This window comes from Microvirga ossetica, from assembly GCF_002741015.1.
In the GTDB taxonomy this organism is placed as follows: domain Bacteria; phylum Pseudomonadota; class Alphaproteobacteria; order Rhizobiales; family Beijerinckiaceae; genus Microvirga; species Microvirga ossetica.
In genome coordinates this window covers 1,586,907-1,604,494 of record NZ_CP016616.1, presented here as the reverse complement: position 1 = coordinate 1,604,494, position 17,588 = coordinate 1,586,907, and the positions used below count along the sequence as shown (strand labels likewise).

General features: G+C 58.1%; 16 protein-coding genes. 8 read left to right on the top strand and 8 right to left on the bottom strand.

Features of this window, described 5'->3' with window-relative positions; genetic code table 11:
• Positions 1 to 289 precede the first annotated feature (289 nt).
• Together BB934_RS07610 and BB934_RS07605 are read left to right on the top strand one after the other, a co-directional pair.
• Positions 290 to 1,081 carry a rhodanese-like domain-containing protein gene (locus BB934_RS07610; RefSeq protein WP_210422138.1) on the top strand — a complete coding sequence of 264 codons (792 nt, stop codon included), beginning with the start codon at positions 290 to 292 and terminating at the stop codon, positions 1,079 to 1,081.
• Between the two features lie 175 nt (positions 1,082 to 1,256).
• Positions 1,257 to 1,655 carry a cupin domain-containing protein gene (locus BB934_RS07605; RefSeq protein ID WP_099509092.1) on the top strand — a complete coding sequence of 133 codons (399 nt, stop codon included), beginning with the start codon at positions 1,257 to 1,259 and terminating at the stop codon, positions 1,653 to 1,655.
• Positions 1,656 to 1,695: 40 nt separating this feature from the next.
• Here BB934_RS07605 and BB934_RS07600 read toward each other — a convergent pair whose 3' ends face one another.
• From BB934_RS07600 to BB934_RS07590, 4 genes are all read right to left on the bottom strand, one after another.
• A complete protein-coding gene (locus tag BB934_RS07600) occupies positions 1,696 to 3,471 on the bottom strand; it encodes an adenylate/guanylate cyclase domain-containing protein (RefSeq protein WP_099509091.1) in 1,776 nt (591 codons plus the stop codon).
• Positions 3,472 to 3,618: 147 nt separating this feature from the next.
• Positions 3,619 to 4,650 (bottom strand): methyltransferase, encoded by a 1,032-nt coding sequence (locus BB934_RS07595; protein ID WP_099509090.1) that lies wholly within the window; start codon positions 4,648 to 4,650, stop codon positions 3,619 to 3,621.
• Positions 4,625 to 4,966 carry a hypothetical protein gene (locus BB934_RS46950; RefSeq protein ID WP_157934076.1) on the bottom strand — a complete coding sequence of 114 codons (342 nt, stop codon included), beginning with the start codon at positions 4,964 to 4,966 and terminating at the stop codon, positions 4,625 to 4,627. Before BB934_RS46950 ends, BB934_RS07595 begins: the two co-directional genes overlap by 26 nt.
• 358 nt (positions 4,967 to 5,324) lie before the next feature.
• Positions 5,325 to 6,023 carry a Crp/Fnr family transcriptional regulator gene (locus BB934_RS07590; RefSeq protein ID WP_237050215.1) on the bottom strand — a complete coding sequence of 233 codons (699 nt, stop codon included), beginning with the start codon at positions 6,021 to 6,023 and terminating at the stop codon, positions 5,325 to 5,327.
• Positions 6,024 to 6,692: 669 nt separating this feature from the next.
• Here BB934_RS07590 and BB934_RS07580 point away from each other — a divergent pair.
• The gene (locus tag BB934_RS07580) at positions 6,693 to 7,460 is read left to right on the top strand and encodes a LuxR C-terminal-related transcriptional regulator (protein ID WP_099509089.1); all 768 of its coding nucleotides are present in this window, start codon (positions 6,693 to 6,695) and stop codon (positions 7,458 to 7,460) included.
• Positions 7,461 to 8,821: 1,361 nt separating this feature from the next.
• On the opposite strand, the gene BB934_RS07565 is transcribed toward BB934_RS07580, so the two are convergent.
• Positions 8,822 to 9,112, bottom strand: coding sequence for a hypothetical protein (locus BB934_RS07565; RefSeq protein ID WP_237050214.1), 291 nt, complete (start codon positions 9,110 to 9,112; stop codon positions 8,822 to 8,824).
• 363 nt (positions 9,113 to 9,475) lie between these two features.
• Here BB934_RS07565 and BB934_RS07560 point away from each other — a divergent pair, with 363 nt between their 5' ends.
• The 3 genes from BB934_RS07560 (at position 9,476) to BB934_RS46945 (ending at position 12,431) form a co-directional block, all read left to right on the top strand.
• Positions 9,476 to 9,853 carry a response regulator gene (locus BB934_RS07560; RefSeq protein ID WP_099509086.1) on the top strand — a complete coding sequence of 126 codons (378 nt, stop codon included), beginning with the start codon at positions 9,476 to 9,478 and terminating at the stop codon, positions 9,851 to 9,853.
• Between the two features lie 81 nt (positions 9,854 to 9,934).
• The gene (locus tag BB934_RS07555; protein ID WP_099512686.1) at positions 9,935 to 11,089 is read left to right on the top strand and encodes a sensor histidine kinase; all 1,155 of its coding nucleotides are present in this window, start codon (positions 9,935 to 9,937) and stop codon (positions 11,087 to 11,089) included.
• 1,171 nt (positions 11,090 to 12,260) lie between these two features.
• Positions 12,261 to 12,431, top strand: a complete 171-nt coding sequence (locus BB934_RS46945; protein WP_157934075.1) for a hypothetical protein — start codon at positions 12,261 to 12,263, stop codon at positions 12,429 to 12,431.
• A 74-nt stretch (positions 12,432 to 12,505) separates the two neighbouring features.
• Here BB934_RS46945 and BB934_RS07545 read toward each other — a convergent pair whose 3' ends face one another.
• From BB934_RS07545 to BB934_RS07535, 3 genes are all read right to left on the bottom strand, one after another.
• A complete protein-coding gene (locus BB934_RS07545; protein ID WP_099509084.1) occupies positions 12,506 to 12,904 on the bottom strand; it encodes a VOC family protein in 399 nt (132 codons plus the stop codon).
• A gap of 127 nt (positions 12,905 to 13,031) precedes the next feature.
• Complete coding sequence (locus BB934_RS07540; RefSeq protein ID WP_099509083.1) at positions 13,032 to 14,810, bottom strand: adenylate/guanylate cyclase domain-containing protein; 1,779 nt, start codon at positions 14,808 to 14,810, stop codon at positions 13,032 to 13,034.
• A 135-nt stretch (positions 14,811 to 14,945) separates the two neighbouring features.
• Complete coding sequence (locus tag BB934_RS07535; protein ID WP_099509082.1) at positions 14,946 to 15,479, bottom strand: calcium-binding protein; 534 nt, start codon at positions 15,477 to 15,479, stop codon at positions 14,946 to 14,948.
• An 885-nt stretch (positions 15,480 to 16,364) separates the two neighbouring features.
• On the opposite strand from BB934_RS07535, the gene BB934_RS46940 reads away from it, so the two are divergent.
• On the top strand, positions 16,365 to 16,538 hold the full coding sequence (locus BB934_RS46940) for a DUF6894 family protein (RefSeq protein ID WP_157934074.1): 174 nt from the start codon (positions 16,365 to 16,367) through the stop codon (positions 16,536 to 16,538).
• A 186-nt stretch (positions 16,539 to 16,724) separates the two neighbouring features.
• Positions 16,725 to 17,552: a DUF1194 domain-containing protein gene (locus BB934_RS07530; protein WP_099509081.1), complete on the top strand. Its 828-nt coding sequence runs from the start codon at positions 16,725 to 16,727 to the stop codon at positions 17,550 to 17,552.
• Positions 17,553 to 17,588 lie beyond the last annotated feature (36 nt).

Below are 17,588 nucleotides of genomic sequence, written 5' to 3'. Positions count from 1 at the left end.
AAGTCAGCCAGCATTAGTGCCACCTGACATCAGAAAGGAACAGCTTAGTCGGTGTTTGTAACTTGGCGACTGGAGCTTACTCCCGGTGCCGTTGAAGCGTATAGTATCTGGCAAAACCTGTGTATTGCCTGCCACGCGTCCCAAGGCTGAATAGCCGACACCAACGGGGCGGCAGCATCTCGACCCGCCTTTTAGGGCCATCGTCACGCTTAGCGTCAGGTCGAGCTTGGCACCATCATCAGGCTCCGCTCTGTAGCAGGCGTTCGCTCGAACCCGTTGGAGGCTGCCTATGACTCACATCGCCATTCCATTCCGGCCCGTGCTGGTCGGATCTCTTGCCCTTATTGCGATGGCTCTCCTCGCCGGGAGCGTTCAGGGACAGAACGCCCCAGACATTATGAAGGCGACGCTGGTCCAACCCAAAGAGAAAACAACCGAGGTTTCGACCGACGAGTTGCGCCAGATCTTGGCAGACGGAAGTGCAGCGGTCTTTGACGCGCGTCCGCATCTGGAGTTCGCGATCAGCCATATCCCCGGTGCCCACAACGTCGCTCAGAAGGCTGGGGTACCCATGTCGCTCTACGTTTCCGATATTGCCGAGATCGGGCGCGTCCTAGGCGAGAAGAAGGATGCGTCCATCGTCCTGTACTGCAACGGCCCGTTCTGCGGGAAAAGCAAGCGGCTGGCCGAGGAACTGAGTGGGGCAGGTTACACGAATGTGCGCCGGTATCAGCTTGGGGCACCCGTCTGGCGGGCGCTGGTGGGCGCGATGCAGATTGAACCTGACGGTATCCGGTATGTGCGGGAAGGCGACAAGACCGCCGTGTTCTTTGATGTGCGATCAGCCGACGAGTTCAGAGCCGGAACGATTGCCAGTGCTCGGCACCTGCCCAAAGAAGAGGTCGTCAAGGCAAAGGACGACGGGCGCTTGCCCATGGAGGACCACAACACGCGCATCATCGTGTTCGGGAAGGATGCAGCCCAGGCCAAGGCGGCAGCCGAGGAGATTGCCCGAAACGCCTTCCACAACGTAAGCTTCTATGCGGGCTCGCTCGCTGATCTTAAACTCGCAGGCAACTAAGCTCGACCAAGGTGCTCTGACTGTTACAGATCCAGATCAGGAGCAGTCGCTTAAGCACCGATCCAGCGTGCTTAGCGCTCTATTGGACGGCTGTGTAATAGCCCCGCCCGATACGCCTTCGACGGTGGGAGTGGGGGCAATCACTCCAGTCACACCGTCAGCACGCGAGGCTATAATGCACATCGTCGATCATGCAGGACAGGAGCGGGAGCAATGGCGACCCGGTGTGACGACGCGCATGCGAGTCTCGGCCATGGCTGGGGCAGCCCAGCTATGCGTCTTTGAGCAATGGTGTGATCCTGGCTGCGGCGCACCCACCCATCTGCATGCCGTGGAAGAGATCCTGACTGTACTTGAGGGCCGCGCCGAGGTCTGGGTCGGCGACGAACATGCGCCGGTGACAGTCGGGCAATCGGTGATCGTTCCGGCAGGCCACCCGCACGGATTCCGCAACATAGGTGAGACAACGCTTCATATGGAGGCGGTACTCGCCGCACCTATTTTCGAGGCTGCCTGTAGCGACCTGCAAGAGACGCGGCGATGCTGGTTTCCGGGTGAGGGAAAGCCCCTGTGATGCTCACATCGCTGATCGGTTACAGCCCACGACCTCGCCATTACTCAGGTAGGCCCGCCTCTCGCAAGCCGTGAGCATAACGGACAATTGTATCCGGCTGACCGGGGGCTGCATCCATAGCTTTCGAAACCGTCAGGCCGGGAAATGCCTCAAGAAGCTTGGCCGCAGACTGCTTGGCCTCCTCCAAGCGCCCAGCATTGGCGTACGTGGTCGTCAGAAGCCGGTAAACCCAGGTGGCGCTCGGCTTCTCGCGAAGAGCCTGTTCGATCCAGCCTGCCGCCTCGTCATACTGGCATTTGCCAAAATGCGCGGCTCCGATTCCGACCAGGGCGTTGAAGTGCATCGGGTCGAGCGGACTGAGGCGCATGGATCGCTGGAAATGCTCAATGGCCTTGTCGGGATGGCTGGTATAGAAATTCGCCCAGCCGCTGCGAAGCCACGCCCAGGCCGAGTTTGGGTCCAAGGCGAGCGCCTTCTCGATGGTAGCGAGCCCGAGGTCGAACTTCCCTCCGAGGACATACGCACCACTCAGCACTGTCAGCACCAGAGGATCATTGCTGTCGAGAGAAGCCGCCTCTTGCGCCAGCTTGATTGCTTTCGCCCGGTCTTCGGCAGGGCAGGGGGTCCGCATGTAGGTGACACCCTGGGCATAGCACCATGCCGCGAGTGCCTTCGGCAGGGCATAGGTGGGATCGAGGGCGATTGCATGCTCAGCCAGCCGAAGCCCCTCCGCTATGGCTTCTGCATCGTGTGACCAAATAGTGGGCAGTGCCCGCATCACGCAATCATAGGCATCGAGGCTGTCGGGGCGCTTGCGCTTGGCCCTTTCGATCTCGCTGAGCGTGATCGTCGGCTCAATGGCCCCGACAATCGCCTCCGTCACCCGGTCCTGAAGGTCAAAGATGTCGTCGAGGTCTCCGTCATACCGTTCGGACCAAATGTGATTGCCCGTCGAGGCATCAATCAACTGGGCGATGATGCGGAGCCGGTTCCCTGCTTTGCGGACACTGCCCTCCAGAACATATCTCACACCAAGCTCGCGGCTCACTTGGCGCACGTCCACGGCCTTGCCCTTGTAGGTGAAGGTCGAGTTGTGAGCGATGACGAAGAGGGAGCGAAAGCGCGACAGAGCCGAGATGATCTCCTCCACGACTCCATCGGAAAAGTAGTCCTCGGGATCGCCACTCATGTTCGTGAACGGCAGCACGGCAATCGACGGCTTGTCAGGCAGGGGAGGCGGTTGTGCTGGCTCGGTTGGCCTCGTCGAGCCAGTGGCTGGCAGTACTGGGGCCGCGACGCGGAACACGTGTACCGGCTTCTCCATATTTTTGATCTTTTGCGGTCCAAGATCATGGAAGCCGAGGGTAAGAGTCCGATGAGCATACATGTGAGTTTCTGCGGAGATATACACGCTTCCAGGCTCTGCGAGGCTCTCCAGTCGCGCGGCGATGTTTACCCCGTCGCCCAACAGGTCGCCATCCCGCACCATCACGTCGCCAACGTGAATCCCGATCCGGAATTGGAGGCAATGGTCCTCGGGGATCTCCTGGTTTGCTTGCGCGAGTGCCTCCTGCACGGCAACAGCACACTTGACTGCATCGACGGCGCTGGGAAAGTCGGCGAGAACACTATCACCAGCGGTGTTGGCGATCCGTCCTCCATGCTCGGCAATAAGCCGGTCCATGATCTCGCGATGAGCGGTCAGGGTGCGGAGCGTCCGGACCTCATCCTGCGCCATCAGGCGCGAGTAGCCTGCTACGTCAGCCGCGAAGATCGCCGCGAGCCGCCGCTCAACCCGTCCTTGCTTGCCCGCCATGAGCGCTCTCCGCGCAGGGCCATTTGGAATCGTGCATCATAGAATCCAGATGGTCCAGCGCCTCTTTTCAAGGGCTACTATCAAACGTTCATTGGTCAGGAACGTCACTACGGCTTGAGCCTACAGCCTGTCCCGGAGGGCTTCTGTTTACACGGGCCTCGCCTCGATAATGTAAAATGGTGACCTTGTTTGCAGGACATGGGGTGCACTGAACCCAGATCGAGTGAATAATCCTGCGAACTCTGTTTCGGTGCGTTCCCTTCCACCGTCGAAGTTCACCATCATATGAATATCCGCCAGATAACTCATGGGATTCGTCTGGCCGGGCTCCTCATCCAGCACGCGCTCGATGACGAGAAGGCGAGCATCTTGCCCCATAGCCTCTCGGCAATTCGAGAGGATGGTTAGACAGCGCTCATCATTCCAGTCGTGCAGGATCTGGGACAGAGTGTAAATGTCGCCGCCTTTCGGGAGAGCCTCGAAGAAGCTGCCTGCCTCGATCCGGCAGCGCTCGGACAGGCCAAACCCCCGCAGCATCTCTGGAGCAGCCGCGACGACAGCCTCCTGGTCGAACAATAGCCCTTTCATGTCCGGATGCGCGATCAGGATAGCGGTGAGTAATGCGCCAGTACCGCCGCCGACATCCACCACCAGCCGGGCATTTGAGAAATCGTATGCCTCAACCACGGCAGCATGCCGATCATCGGGGCTGTGCTGCATGAACAGATCGAACAGGCTGGCCTCGTAAGGATGCGCCGCAAGGTACTCGAAATTGGCGACCCCAAAGGTTTCTCGAAACGGCGACTCTCCGGTTCTGACGGCATACTCCAAGTTGGCCCAGGCTTGCCAGTTGCCGCGCGTCGTCCAGTACCGCGCAGCATAATAGAGCGTCGGCTCGGCGTCCTTACGGAGCCAAGCCGAGTGGGAGGTTTGGCTCACCTGTCCATCTGGCATGACCCGGAAGATGCCGAATGCCGCCAGGGCTCGGCACAGACGCAGGAGCATATCTGGGTTTGCTCCGCAGTCGGAGGCAAGCTGCGTCACCGGCTGCGGACCATCTGCAACCCGGCCTGCCAGATCCAATGAAGTGGCTACTTGTAGCATCCTGGATAGCTGGAAGGCACGGACCAGCAGGGCGACATTGTTGAACCCCTCAATGCCCGTTATCTGGTGCGACATCGAAGGCACCCCATTCAGCACGAGCGAGCAGAGTAGCAGTTAAAGCCCGACAATAGAACGGCTCTCCCCGAGGAGATGGTCGTAGCGGCAGCCGTCTCTGAACTCTCCTACCCCGCTTCCCCTCGGCTTGCTTCTGCTTGAGGGATTCAAGAACGGCCTTCAAAGCTCCCCGATAGCCATTGGCCTGAATGGTCACTGTCATAAACACCGCCTCTGGCAGATCAGGATGGCGAAAGCCATTGAGCAGCCTCTCATCCTTTATGAACCCGTTCCGCTCCATCGCAGCCACAAATTGCTTTTCGGTCAAATCACGCATGAGTTGTGCTTTTCGAGACCGGTCGTTGGAGTGAATCCACCGAGCGGCGCACCTACTCCGAAACTGACGAGCCGATCTGTTCTTGGTTATTGGAATGAGCAGAGCGGTACGTCGAAGCTATTAGGTGGGCAAGGTCATCTGACAGCGGCAGGATGTCTGAGGCTATCCCTTACACCGGGACGACTACGAGACTGCGCACCATCGGTGAAGATCCAGGTGACGCTCTACATTTAAGGACTTGAACGACCTTGGGAGAACAGGAGGCTGGGCTGCCCCCTACTCCTTGCCATCCTGAAGGACCGTAAGCTTCCGCAAGATCGACGGGAGATGTGAGGTAGGGAACTGTTTCAGCGCAACCTCAGCGCCGAGGTCGGATGTAGTTATAGCCAGCCCATCCCAATCCGGATGGGGCATAGGTGCCGGGCAGCGCCTTCTCAACGCGGATGCGGATCTTGTGGTAGCACTCACAGGTCGCCTGTTCGAGGGCAGCGCGGTCGGCCACGACGATGCCGCCTCGGCGTTGTTCAATCAGGCCAGTGGTCTGAAGGGTGCGCAAAACGGTGCTGACCGTGGAGCGTTGGACCCCAAGCCTCTCGGCCAGTGTTTCATGGGTCAGGGGCAGGGTGTCCTGATCCATCCGGTCATGGATGCTGAGAAGCCAGCGGCAGCACCGGGCCTCGACCGGGTGAAGGGTATTGCAGGCCATGGTGTGAAATGTTTGGGCGAGCAGTGCCTCATTGAAAGCGGCCACCATCCGTCGCAGCCGAGAGCGCAACACGAGAACCCCGCGCATTTGCTTGATCGGAATCCGCGAGGCGGTGCCCGAGACCAGCACCACAGAGCGTCCGAGGGCTTCACCGCTGATAAAGGCGCTCAAGAGACCGAACATCCCCTCACGCCCGAACAGCGCCACTTCGGCCACACGCCCATCTTCCATGACTTCGACAAGGGACACGATGGCATTGTGCGGGAAGTAGGTGTAGCGAATGCTGTCGCCAGCCTCGTAGAGCACTGCGCCCTTCGGTAGGTCAACAATCTCAAGATGCGGTTCCAGCACGGCAAAATCTGCTGGTTCCAGCGCAGCGATCAGCCGGTTGGCTCGATGATCCCGTGGCGGAATTTTTGCCAAGATACGGCTACATCGCTCCTACGGATCTATGACTGTAATGTGGGAGAATAACCATAAGTTCATCACGCACAGGTGAAGGCTACTGGCTCATTGGGGTTATTCAGCGGAGCCTCAACGCCATTTGAAATGCTGCTCTCTTGGTTAAGTCGCGGCAGAAATGATCGGTGGCTCAGGTAGAGTAGGTGTCTGCTGAATTGACGTTCCACGTCTCCGGGTCGGGCATCTGGAAGACATAGCAATCATTCCGAACGGGAGGGCTCTGTTGCCGTCATCCGCACCAGCGGCACGAGTGGGTTGCCTGCCGTGGCCGCGATCATGGCATGAGCCGTACCGGCATCAATGGGGCGTGCTCTAAGGTTCCGTCAGAGCCCATAGTATTACCGACAGCGCATATCGACGGATGCCAAGGAACTATCCAGAGACGTTGAGCAGAATTTAGATATTAACTTAGGTTATCTGTGAGGCTTATGATAGTAGCATAGTGGCGGTAGAGCCTTCGATTATCTGGTAGGCATGTGTGTCGGGTTTTTGACAGACGCGATTCTCGTTGCCTGTGCACTTTATTTCTTTACATCAAAAGCTAAGCAGGTGGCATAAATGACTGTCCACACGATCAAGCTTGTACCAAAGCCGACACTTCAGACCAAAGATCAGGCATGCGGTCTTGAGACAACGGTCGCAACGGCTCTGATCTGCCAAAGCTCCCTTCTGCGCTCTGGGCTTCAGCAAATCCTGCGAGGATCGGTGTTCGTGGTTGCTGAGGCAGATGCTGCTACAAATTCGCGAATGATCCAAGATGCTGCTCCGGAGGCTGCACTCGTCATCATCGAAGCGAACCACGACACCAGCCGCATGCTTGAGGCGGTCAGGGCAGCAAAACAACAATCGCCAGAGGTTCGGGTTGTTGTTCTGACGAATCAGTTCGATCTCGGCTTTGTGCGGATCGGACATGAGGCGGGAGTGGATGGCTTCTGTGAAGGAGCAAGCGCCCCTGAGATTCTGATCAAATCCCTTGAATTGGTCATGCTCGGAGAGACTGTTGTACCCTCGGCGATCATGCACTTGCTATTGAGTGGGATGATCCAGAGCCCAGAGCAGCCATTCCAGAATAACGCGGTGGCCGAGCCGAAGATTTCTAATCTAAGGGAGTGCAACCTCTCCGTGCGAGAAGCCCAAATCCTGGGTTGCCTGATGCACGGTTCGTCCAACAAGATCATTGCCCGTGACCTGGACATCACCGAAGCCACCATCAAGGTCCACGTCAAGGCCATTCTGCGCAAGGTCGGTGCCTCCAATCGCACCCAGGCAGCCATGTGGGCCTCGCAGCGCCTGCCGAGGAGAGGAGTGCCGACTCCGAATGTCTGAGGCAAAGACAACGAGGCTTGCCATTGGCGACGAGGTTCGCGTCCACTTCCATCCATCCGGTTCATGGAAGAGCTTTTCCGAAGGAGTGGTTAGGCGGGTGGATGTGACCACTCAGGCAGGGCGCTTCTTCGTGCTCGAAGTCCGGAATGAGATCCTTCTCGACCAACCGCACCGGATCAGGTCCAATTTCCACGATTACGTCCAGTATGAGTGCCGGAATGACTTCCCTGGCCGGATCGAGGTACTGGCCCCCACAGAACAGGACGTGGAGAGGGAGCCCGCGTCCGCTCCGATATCGGTAGAAGCGCCCGAAGGCTCCGTGCGAGAGGCAGACGAGCCGCATCTGGGGAAACTGGATGTCCACACGGAATCTGAGACCGAGCGGATACCCGAAGTAGAGACCGTCTCCGCACCGTCCCAGGTCGATGTTGAGCGACTGTCTGCGGTGTGTACGCCGGTACTTTCGATGATCCCAACTGGTTTGATATCAAACCGGAAAACTCGAAGCACATCTTCATTGATGTGGCGAGGCACGAGACCATTCTTCCCTCTGGCATCTCCTGCTTTGCCGAGCACGCGATGCGGAATGATGGTACGGCGCTCGAACCAGTCGTATTCGACCAGCCACAGATCGTCGGCAGTCGGCCTCTGTGATCGGGCCAGATCTCTTCGCCTGTAACATCGTGCGATCAGACGCGGCATTGGGTGGTCGCAGGGTCAAGGCATCATTGCGTCAGCAGGATTTGCTGGTGTCACGCGCGGTCAGTAGGCAAGCTATCAATCACCTCGCGACCGAAGACCGCTAACACCAGACGAGATGAGACATAGACTCGCTCTTATTTTCGCGCGTGACCTTTGCGGGATGCCGTGGCTCTGCTCGCACCTTCTTAATTTGCGTCTCATCAACGACGCACTCGGCTGCGCTCGATAGCGCCCTGATCCGGTACTGAGGTCCGTGCGATGTGTCAGGCAGTGCTTGGACAATCACGTAGGTATCAGGATTTGCTCGCCTGGGATGGGCTGGGAGGACCGTCTGTCCAACCTGAAATCTGTGCGTCATGGGACACCTCGCCTCGAAACCTCACCGCACAGCATTCAGGCCACCACCATCGCGGCGGGCAGATTCCCACTTTTCTGAACCTATGTAAACAGCTTCGCCGAAACTGGAGCGCCCGCTAAGGGCATGGCTGATCCCTCAGCCGCAAGAACAATGGAATCGCTGTCATCGCCGAAGGACAGGGGAAGGTTCCATGGTGTCTCAGGCGGCAGTCCCAGCGGCTGCGACAGAATCATCCTGACCAGGATAATGGAACGGCCTCAGTGATGGCACGGTTGACGGGGCTCGTAACCCGAGCAGCCGATTAGCCACAGATGCGCCGTCTGATGACCACCGGTTCCCCGAAGCGATTAATGCGCCGCGTGACCACCACCCGGCACCCCGGCGCGTAGTATCGCCGACCGTAGTAGGGTCGGCCATAGTACGGCCTCCTATAGTAGGGCCTGCCATAGTAGGGTCTCACGATTCGGCGCTCCACAGGCGGGCCGTAGCGATAGCCAGGACCGTAGTACTGCGCCTGGGCCGGAACGACCGTCGCGAGCGTGGCTCCGCCGAGGACCAGCGCAGCCAAGCCTGTCGGCAGCCATCCTCTCATCTTTGTGGCAAACGTCGTCACGATGCAGTTCCTTCCACCAATGATTGCCGAAGCGGGTAACGCACCAGCGCTATGAAATGCTCCTGAACGGCGCACTCGGGCGCGGACGGTTACGGGTCAGTGGTCCGGCTCAGGATCTCGGTCGTCCCGCCTTCCGTTCTGGATGATTGTAAGCCTCCGCATCGTAGCGCGAGGGGAAGGTCCAGTGGACTGTACCTTGGTGCTCAGCCCTTCCTCCCTGGAGGATGGTGAGCTTCCGCATCGTCGGCGGGAGGTTTGGGGAGGGCGGCTAACTTAACACAAGGAATCGTCAAGCACGCCTGTTCAGGATAGATTCAAGCTGGATGGGCGAAGGCTGATCGGATGACCAAGCAGGCCAACGGCAGACCGCTTGTCCTCGTCTTGGAGGACGAAGCCCTGATCGCGCTCACTCTCCAGGATGATTTGCAGGATGCGGGCTATGAAGTGGCTGGCCCCTTTACCACCTGTGCCGCTGCCCTGGACTGGCTCCAGACCGAGACGCCCGACACAGCCATTCTGGACGCGGCGCTGAAGGATGGCCCCTGCCGCGAGGTTGCTCTGGAGCTTAGCCGCCGTGAAGTGCCGTTCCTGATCTATTCGGGGCATCATGAGGACCGCCAGCTTCTGTCAGAGTTTCATCATGTGACTTGGATCGAAAAGCCGGTCCCATTTGCCGTCCTGGTTCGAGCCTGCCAGCAGCTTCTGGTCGGCGACGTCTAAATTGCTTGGGGACATCAGCCACTTCACTTGAACCTACCCGAATCAAGCACGTTCTCACGAGTGATCCCAGCGGACGGGCTCGTGTTGAACGATCAACGGCATCCCACCTGGACAGAGCGCGACCGGCTCGCAACGTTGCGCAGCTACCGGGTTCTCGACACGCCGCCAGAGCCCGCATTCGACGATCTGGTACAGCTTGCCGCTCAGTGCTGTCAGACCCCCATTGCACTCATCAGCCTCATCGACGAGCGCAGGCAATGGTTCAAGGCCGAAGTGGGGCTTGGGCTGCGCGAGACGCCGCTCGACCGCTCGATTTGCCTCAGCGCCATGCTTGAGCCTGGGCTAACCGTGGTTCCGGACCTGATCGAGGACCATCGGTTTGCTAGCAACCCTCTTGCGACAGCGGAGCCGCGCCTGCGCTCCTATGCCGGGGCGGTGCTGAGAGCCCCCGATGGGGTTCCCTTGGGAGCCCTGTGTGTGCTCGATCATGTACCGCGTGACCTCACAGAGGAGCAGGCATCCACCCTCACCATGCTCGCGCGACAGGTGATGTCACAGTTCGAGTTGCGCCGTGCCATTGCCGAGCGGGATGAGCGATTGGAGGCGAGCCACAAGGTCGAGCAGCGCCAGTCTTTGCTGGTCCGCGAGCTTCACCATCGGGTGAAGAACACCCTGGCGACGGTTCAGGCCCTCGTCGGAGCCACAGGCCGGTCTACTGGCAGCTTCGACGAGTTCTATCGCTCGTTCTCCAAACGCATCTCGTCCCTGGCGAAGACCCACAACCTGTTGACCGAGGACTACTGGCAAACCGCGCCGCTGAGGGAGATCGTTCTCAACGAACTCAAGCCGTTTGCTGAAAGCCGAGTGCCCCGCTTCATGCTGTTTGGTCCGCCTGTTGAGCTATCGGCGGATCTGGCCGTGCCGGTCGGCATGGCGCTCCACGAACTGACCACGAACGCCATTCAGTACGGGGCTCTATCTGCTCCTGATGGCTATGTCGAAATCCGGTGGGATGTCGTTGCGGTCGAGGGCGTCCGAAAGCTCCATCTGGAATGGCGAGAGCACGGCGGGCCTCCAGTGAGCGAGCCGCAGCATTGTGGGTTTGGCTCGACTCTGCTTCAGCGGGTTCTGCCCATGCAATGTAATGGCAAGGTCGAGGTTCGGTACGGCCGGGCCGGTCTGCGATTTCAGATGGATGCCCCTCTGATCGAGCAGCGATTGGTCCCAGGCTATTAGCTCGCCCGCCCACCTTGATCATGCCGCTCCCGTGTTCACCTATCGTTTGCCCCCTGGATCACCGTCATCTTCCGCATCGGGGGAGGGCGGCTGGTAGCTTCAAGGTCGGTGAACTGCGCCTTGCATTGGGGATCGTACTGACCAGCAGGCCCCTCCCACGGGCGGGATTTCCTCGGGCAGTCGAGTGCGATCCTATCGAGAAGGTCGCATAGCTCAAGGTCGGCCCCGACCTTCTCGGCCAGTCGAGCCAATCGATTCCGGTCCAGTATTCGATTCCTGAGTTCGCGGAACTTACATACCTCACCCTCGTTATGGGGTTGCGTCATGAAAGCGCCCCCAACGAAGCGGATCAAGCTGCCGATCAGCCGTGTCTGGTCGTGGCGAGGGAGTACGCGATGATCGAAACTGGTTCCAATGCTGGTATTTGCTGTGTCACCGACACTGGACAAGGCCGCATTCGGTGGGAGTGGCATGAGGGGCACTGGGTAAGGTCGGAAAGCCGTAGCTCTGGTACAGCCAACGTGCCGCCATCCCGGAGGCATCCACCATCAGCGAAAACCTGAGCCGCCCGCTTTGGCTAACCTCCACTTTGCCATGGCTTTCATCAAACAGAGTTGGGTATTGAAGGATGCAGGAGCCAAACGGTTTGAATGAACGGATTGCTGATCTCGCCGCCTTTCTCGACCCGATTGCCTTTGAACTTGACCAGGACCGGTCGTTGGCTAAGCGGCGCAACGCGGCGTGGCGTGAAGCCCCCAATCGGATCAGACAGGCTACAGCGCTATAGCTCGCCGCGACCTACCCCCAGCCATTCCCATAGGCCCACTGCTGGTCAGGTGGCGCGGTCAACATCAGAGCATCCGCAGCCTCTGCGGCCTGCTACGCAGTACCGCGGGCGGCGCGAGCCTCCTCAACCAGGGCAACCCGCTGCTCCCGTGTCATGGGCTGGGATGCCTCAGGTGCTGTCGCCGACGCCGGTTACGGGCACGCCGAGCGGATGAGGCGCTCTCATGGGCAGGGTAGTTGTGCCTGTGAGCGGTCATCGTCATGGCTTCGCTCCACCTTGGCTATGACCGAATTATACGCCGCTCAAGCTCTGTCATCCAGGAGAAACGGGACAGATTGTTGCGCAAATTCTGGTTCTATCTCAAGCCCGATTAGGGCTGCCGCCATGGCCAGTTTGGGTCGCTCTTTTATCGAACAGAAGATCATCATCGAATTCAGTCGCGATCTTATCGACTACGAGATTGTTGAAAACGGTTTGAAGGAGATCTCAAGCATGACCCCTGGACCTGATGATTTCTTGAATCGCTTGATCGAGGGCAGGACCGCTGGTGATTGAGGAGAGCCCATCAATGCCAGTGGCCAGACTGTTGACGAGTTTCGGAGCGCCGGTCGCAGCGATTTGTTCGCTGCTCAGGGTTCGGCGTTGGCATCGTTGATTTCGATCCAGTGTCCGTCAGGGTCCTGGAAGTAGACCTGACGAACGCCGTCTGGCCGGATGGTGATATCCCTCGGCTGACGGGCAAGGCTGACATACGTCACCCCGTGCTGCTCCAAGCGAGCCAGCGCCGCAGCGAAGTCTCTGGTGGCGAGTGCCACGTGCGTAGAGAATTGGCGCGGTCGCTCTGGTTCTGAGTCGCCGCCGATCAGGTGGAAGGTCCGAAAGCCGTCGACGGTAAACCAGCGGATATGGCTCTTGCCGACCCTGTTGGGGATTTCCTCAAGCCCAAGGACAGTGGCGTAGAAAGTGGCACTTGCATCGACATCCCGCACATAGAGCGAGACATGGTGCAGGGTGAAAAGGTCCGACATGGCCAAGTCTCCTTGGTGGATGGCCGCATAACGCAGGACGCTCTGTGGATTTCCTAAACTGCGTTGCGAGTCATCAGCAAGCCCAGCACGGTCGGGCTGCAAACCTCAATCGCCTATTCGGAGCAACTCACTCGGGAACCCCGGCCTTGACTAAGCCTTCCACGAACACTTCACCATGGGCAAACCGGCTCATGCCTTGACGCACAACACTCACGCGATACGGACGGCCAGTGATGCTGTTCCGCTTCTGCAAGTACATTTGCGCCTCATCCATTAGACCCAGGTGGCCACAACAACTGATCAGAGGGTTATAATGGCTCACAAGATCAGGGAGCCCCTTAATGGATTTACGGAGATAAACAAGAGCCTCAGGGAATCTCCGGGCAGCAAGCAGCGCCAGCCCATGGAATACAGTGTAGAGACCTGCGAAGGGGTCCACCGGGCTCATGCGGAGCGCGTGACCTGTTTCCGAAATTGCATCTTCGAAATATCCGGCTCGAAGGAGCGCCACCCCGTGCATCGTGTGACCCAAAGCCCAGTTCGGGTGAGCATCAAGCGCGGTGCGGAACTGCTCCAAAGCCCTATCATGGTGACCAGCGCCACTTAGCGTAAGCCCAAACGTCATGCGTGCCCAAGGCTCATCGGAATCAAGGGCTAAGGCACGTTCGGCCAGATCCTCGGTTTCTCTGTAGAGACCGTCAAGGCCAGAATTCTTTTCAGAAAACCACTGACTGAAGACCTGCCACCACTTGGCCCAAGCGAGAAATGCATAGGCTCGGGCATAAGAGGGTTCTTTACTGATGGCGAGTTCAAGAAGAGCTTGTGCCTCTTGGTTAGCCTGCCGCTCAACCCGATTGATCAGTGTGATGGCTCGGACAACGAGGCCCCAGGTGGCAATACTCTCAGGAGACTGTTGAGAGGATCTCAAGCCTTCTTCGGCATAGAGGTGTGGCTCGATGGTGGCGACCACGTTTTCCGTAATCTCATCCTGAACAGTGAAGATATCCTCAAGCTGGCGGTCGTATCGTTCGGCCCAGATGTGCTTGCCCGTTTCGGCGTCGATTAGCTGCCCGGTGATGCGGATACGTTTGCCAGACGCCCTGACACTTCCTTCGAGGACGTAACGGACGCCAAGCTCACGAGCCACCTGTCGGACATCGACAGCCTTGCCCTTGTATGTGAAGGTGGAGTTGCGGGCGATGACGAAGAGCCACTTCAGCCGGGATAGGCCCGTAATGATGTCCTCGGTAATTCCATCCGCGAAGAACTCCTGCTCCGGATCGACACTCATGTTGGTGAAGGGCAGGACGGCAATGGAGGGTTTGTCAGGAAGGGGGAGGGGTTTGGTACTTTCCGTTCCCGCTGACATGGGACGGGTTGCCTTCAGGGTGAAAGCTCGGATCGGTTCCTCAATATTCTTCACCCGCTGCGAGCCGAGATCGGTAAACGGAAATGGCAGAGCCTTGCGCACATACCCGTAAGTAGCGTCCGAAATGCAAAGCCCTCCTGGTTCAGCGAGACTTTCGAGCCGGGCAGCGATGTTCACGCCGTCCCCGAAGAGGTCGCCTCCGCTCACCATCACGTCGCCGACATGTATCCCGATCCTGAATTGGACGCGCTCCTTGTCGGGCCGGTCTTGGTTGTTTTGCGCGAATACCTCCTGCACTGCCACGGCGCATTGGACGGCATCGACGGCACTGGGGAACTCGGCAAGGACACTATCACCAGCCGTATTCGCGATCCGCCCACCGTGCTCAGAAATCATCCGATCCATAACTTCGCGATGGTCAGTCAGACTTCGGAGCGTCCCAGTCTCATCCCGGCTCATGAGACGGGAGTAGCCTGCCACGTCAGCCGCGAAGATCGCTACCAGCCGCCGCTCGACCTTGTTCTCCTGCGGACCCATCGGACCCTCGGTGCAGTTCCCGATCAATTGTGCTGCCGGTTGGACAGGGTGTCCAGCTTGCATCGGGGCACGTGAGGTTGAGAAGGGGCGGATCGACCGCCCCTGGGAGATGTAGTCTTGCTTCGTTCCTAAGTCTCAAACTCCGAAAAAGCTTGCATTGGCTTGATCCCATTTTGCCAATTCCGCTTTGGCCAATACGAACTCAGATGCTGATGGATTGGTCACAATCACATTCCCTGCGCTTAACCACTCACTTTCGCCGACGCCTGACAGCAACACCCATGCGTCGGTGCTGCCGTCTCGATTGTGGTCGAACTTGAGAACAACTTCGCCTGTGAAGAGGCTTTTAAAGTAGCCGTTGTAGATGCCATCGACCACGATCTTGTCTCGGTTGCCGGTTGAGTGGCCGAAGTCCTTGATGGTGTCGTATCCCGAGTTTTGGCCGAAGTAGAATATGTCGTCGCCAAATCCGCTGTTTATCAGATCGTCTCCGGTGCCAGCATCTATGATGTCGTTTCCGCTGTTTGCATAGATTGTGTCATTGCCACCAAGACCCTTGATGACATCCTTCCCGCCATTGGTTTGATTTGATTCTTTTCCATAGATGACATCTGTATTGCTATCGATACGACCGCCGAACGCGTCTCTAAGAATATAGTTATAAGGCATGACTATTCTCCTGATAAAGAGTCGCTAGCGTTACTTACAGAAGATCGTAGATAAACTTTGCTTTATAGCGAATGCGTATGTCGCTTGAACCAAGTTTCGGTGCGTTTGCAGTATCAAAAGAGGGTGTTCGAGCTATATCCAGAGTGCCGTCTCAATCTGTCCGATGTGCGAAGCGGTAGTTCTCAGTGCTTAAAGTATTAGCAGAATCCGCAAGTCATAGCTGATGCTGACGATGGTAGTCTCGGTACGCGCAGAGCCTCTGTGCTGCGTTGTTAACACGGGTTTTCTGGCCTCTGCCTCGGCCCAGCATCAACATACAACCGGTGCGATGAGCGATGAGGATTTGCCACGAGCGCCGTGGCGGCAACCCCACCCGCTGTCGCCAAGAACGCCACTATTGTCGATCAGAGAATTCGGGACTTTTCCGCTCACGTCAAAGTAAAACGTCAATCTATGGTTATTTTTGCTTCAGAATGTTGATCTATGTTTATGTTAGTATCATTAACATAAACATAGATTGAAAATGCTAAAGAAAATCGTTGAAATTGTACGCTTATGCGGGAACGGCGTTCGCATTTGGGGTATTGGTTGATTGCCGAAGGATATCGGGACTTTCCTTGAGGCTTCTTCATGTTCACTCCCTCTGACTGGCAGGAGATCGTTCGCGGTCTCCTGCTTCTTTTAAGCAGCGGTGCGGGGGAACGAGACAGGTAGGAGCCGTAGGATTCTCCGAGAGAATGGAGCACCGGCTCGGCAGCACCATCATCAGGTCTCACCGAGACCTGAGATTTCCTGCGTCGGACGGCAGTTACAAGGCAGGGTGCTGATTATACGGAGGCTCAGATACCTCGTTACTTCTTCCACCTTCGCTCTGAGGACAACCTCGTGTGGGACGATGAGGGCGTCGATCTGCCCGACCCGCTGACAGCCCAAGGAGCGGCTGACAAGACCGCAGCGGAACTCCGAGGCGGACTGCTCCATCAGGTGCGGCACGACTCCTGCTGGACGGTCGCAGTCATGGACGAAAGCGGCGAGATCGTCCATACCGTGTCGCTCTGACCCCGCGTTCGGTCGCAAAAGTCACTAGCGTTGAACCGAGCGGTTTGGTGGTCTCCAGTGGCATTGTTCCCGATGTCAGGAAGCGCTTGGTTTCCGTGTTCTTGGATTAAAGGCCCGTAGGGCGGGCGTAGTCTGACGCACACTTCGGCCTCGTGCGAACAGGCCGATCAGGGTGGAGGGCATGATATGCTTTCACGAAATTCCCTTTCCCCTCCAATCATCGGCCCTAATGCTGCGTGGCTGCCGTTTCTGACTGCATTCCTGTTTCTCGGCGGCTCTGTCAGCGCCTCTGCCCAAACGACCGTCGATCTGGCCTTGGTGCTGGCCGTCGATGTGTCCCCCTCGATGGAGTTTGACGAGCAGGAGATGCAACGGCACGGCTTCATTGAGGCATTCCGATCCACGGAGGTTCACAACGCCGTCCGCAAAGGTGCCATCGGTCGCATCGCCGTCATGTATGTCGAATGGGCTGATGCTTCCCTTCAGGAGATCGTCGTTCCCTGGACCGTGATCGAGCATCCCGCAGATGGGTTCAAATTCGCCGCGAGTCTTGCTGGTCACTCGATGCGACGCGGCAGGCACACGTCCATATCGAGCGCCATCGATTTCGGGGTCCGGAAGCTTCGCGAGAGTCCGGTCCATGCGTCCCGTCAGGTCATCGATATTTCCGGAGATGGGGTCAATAACCAGGGTCGGATGGTGACCAAGGCCCGCGACGAGGCCATAGCGCAAGACATCACCATCAATGGGTTGCCGATCATGCTGAAGCGCCCCGATCCCGATGGCTCGGGGTTGGAAAGCCTGGACCTCTACTTTCGGGATTGCGTGATCGGTGGTCCGGGAGCCTTCTTGATCCCGGTCAGGAAGCGGAGTCATTTCATCGAGGCCATTAGAGAGAAGATCGTCCGAGAGGTCGCGGGCTTGCCCCCGTTCCAGTCGTTGACTCAGCCCGCCCGAAATGAGCGGTCTCAGTGCTTCCATGACCCTTGTTCCGAAGAGGGGTCATTTTGCTGAAGCTGGCATGATGGACACAACCGTGGGCGGTTCCCG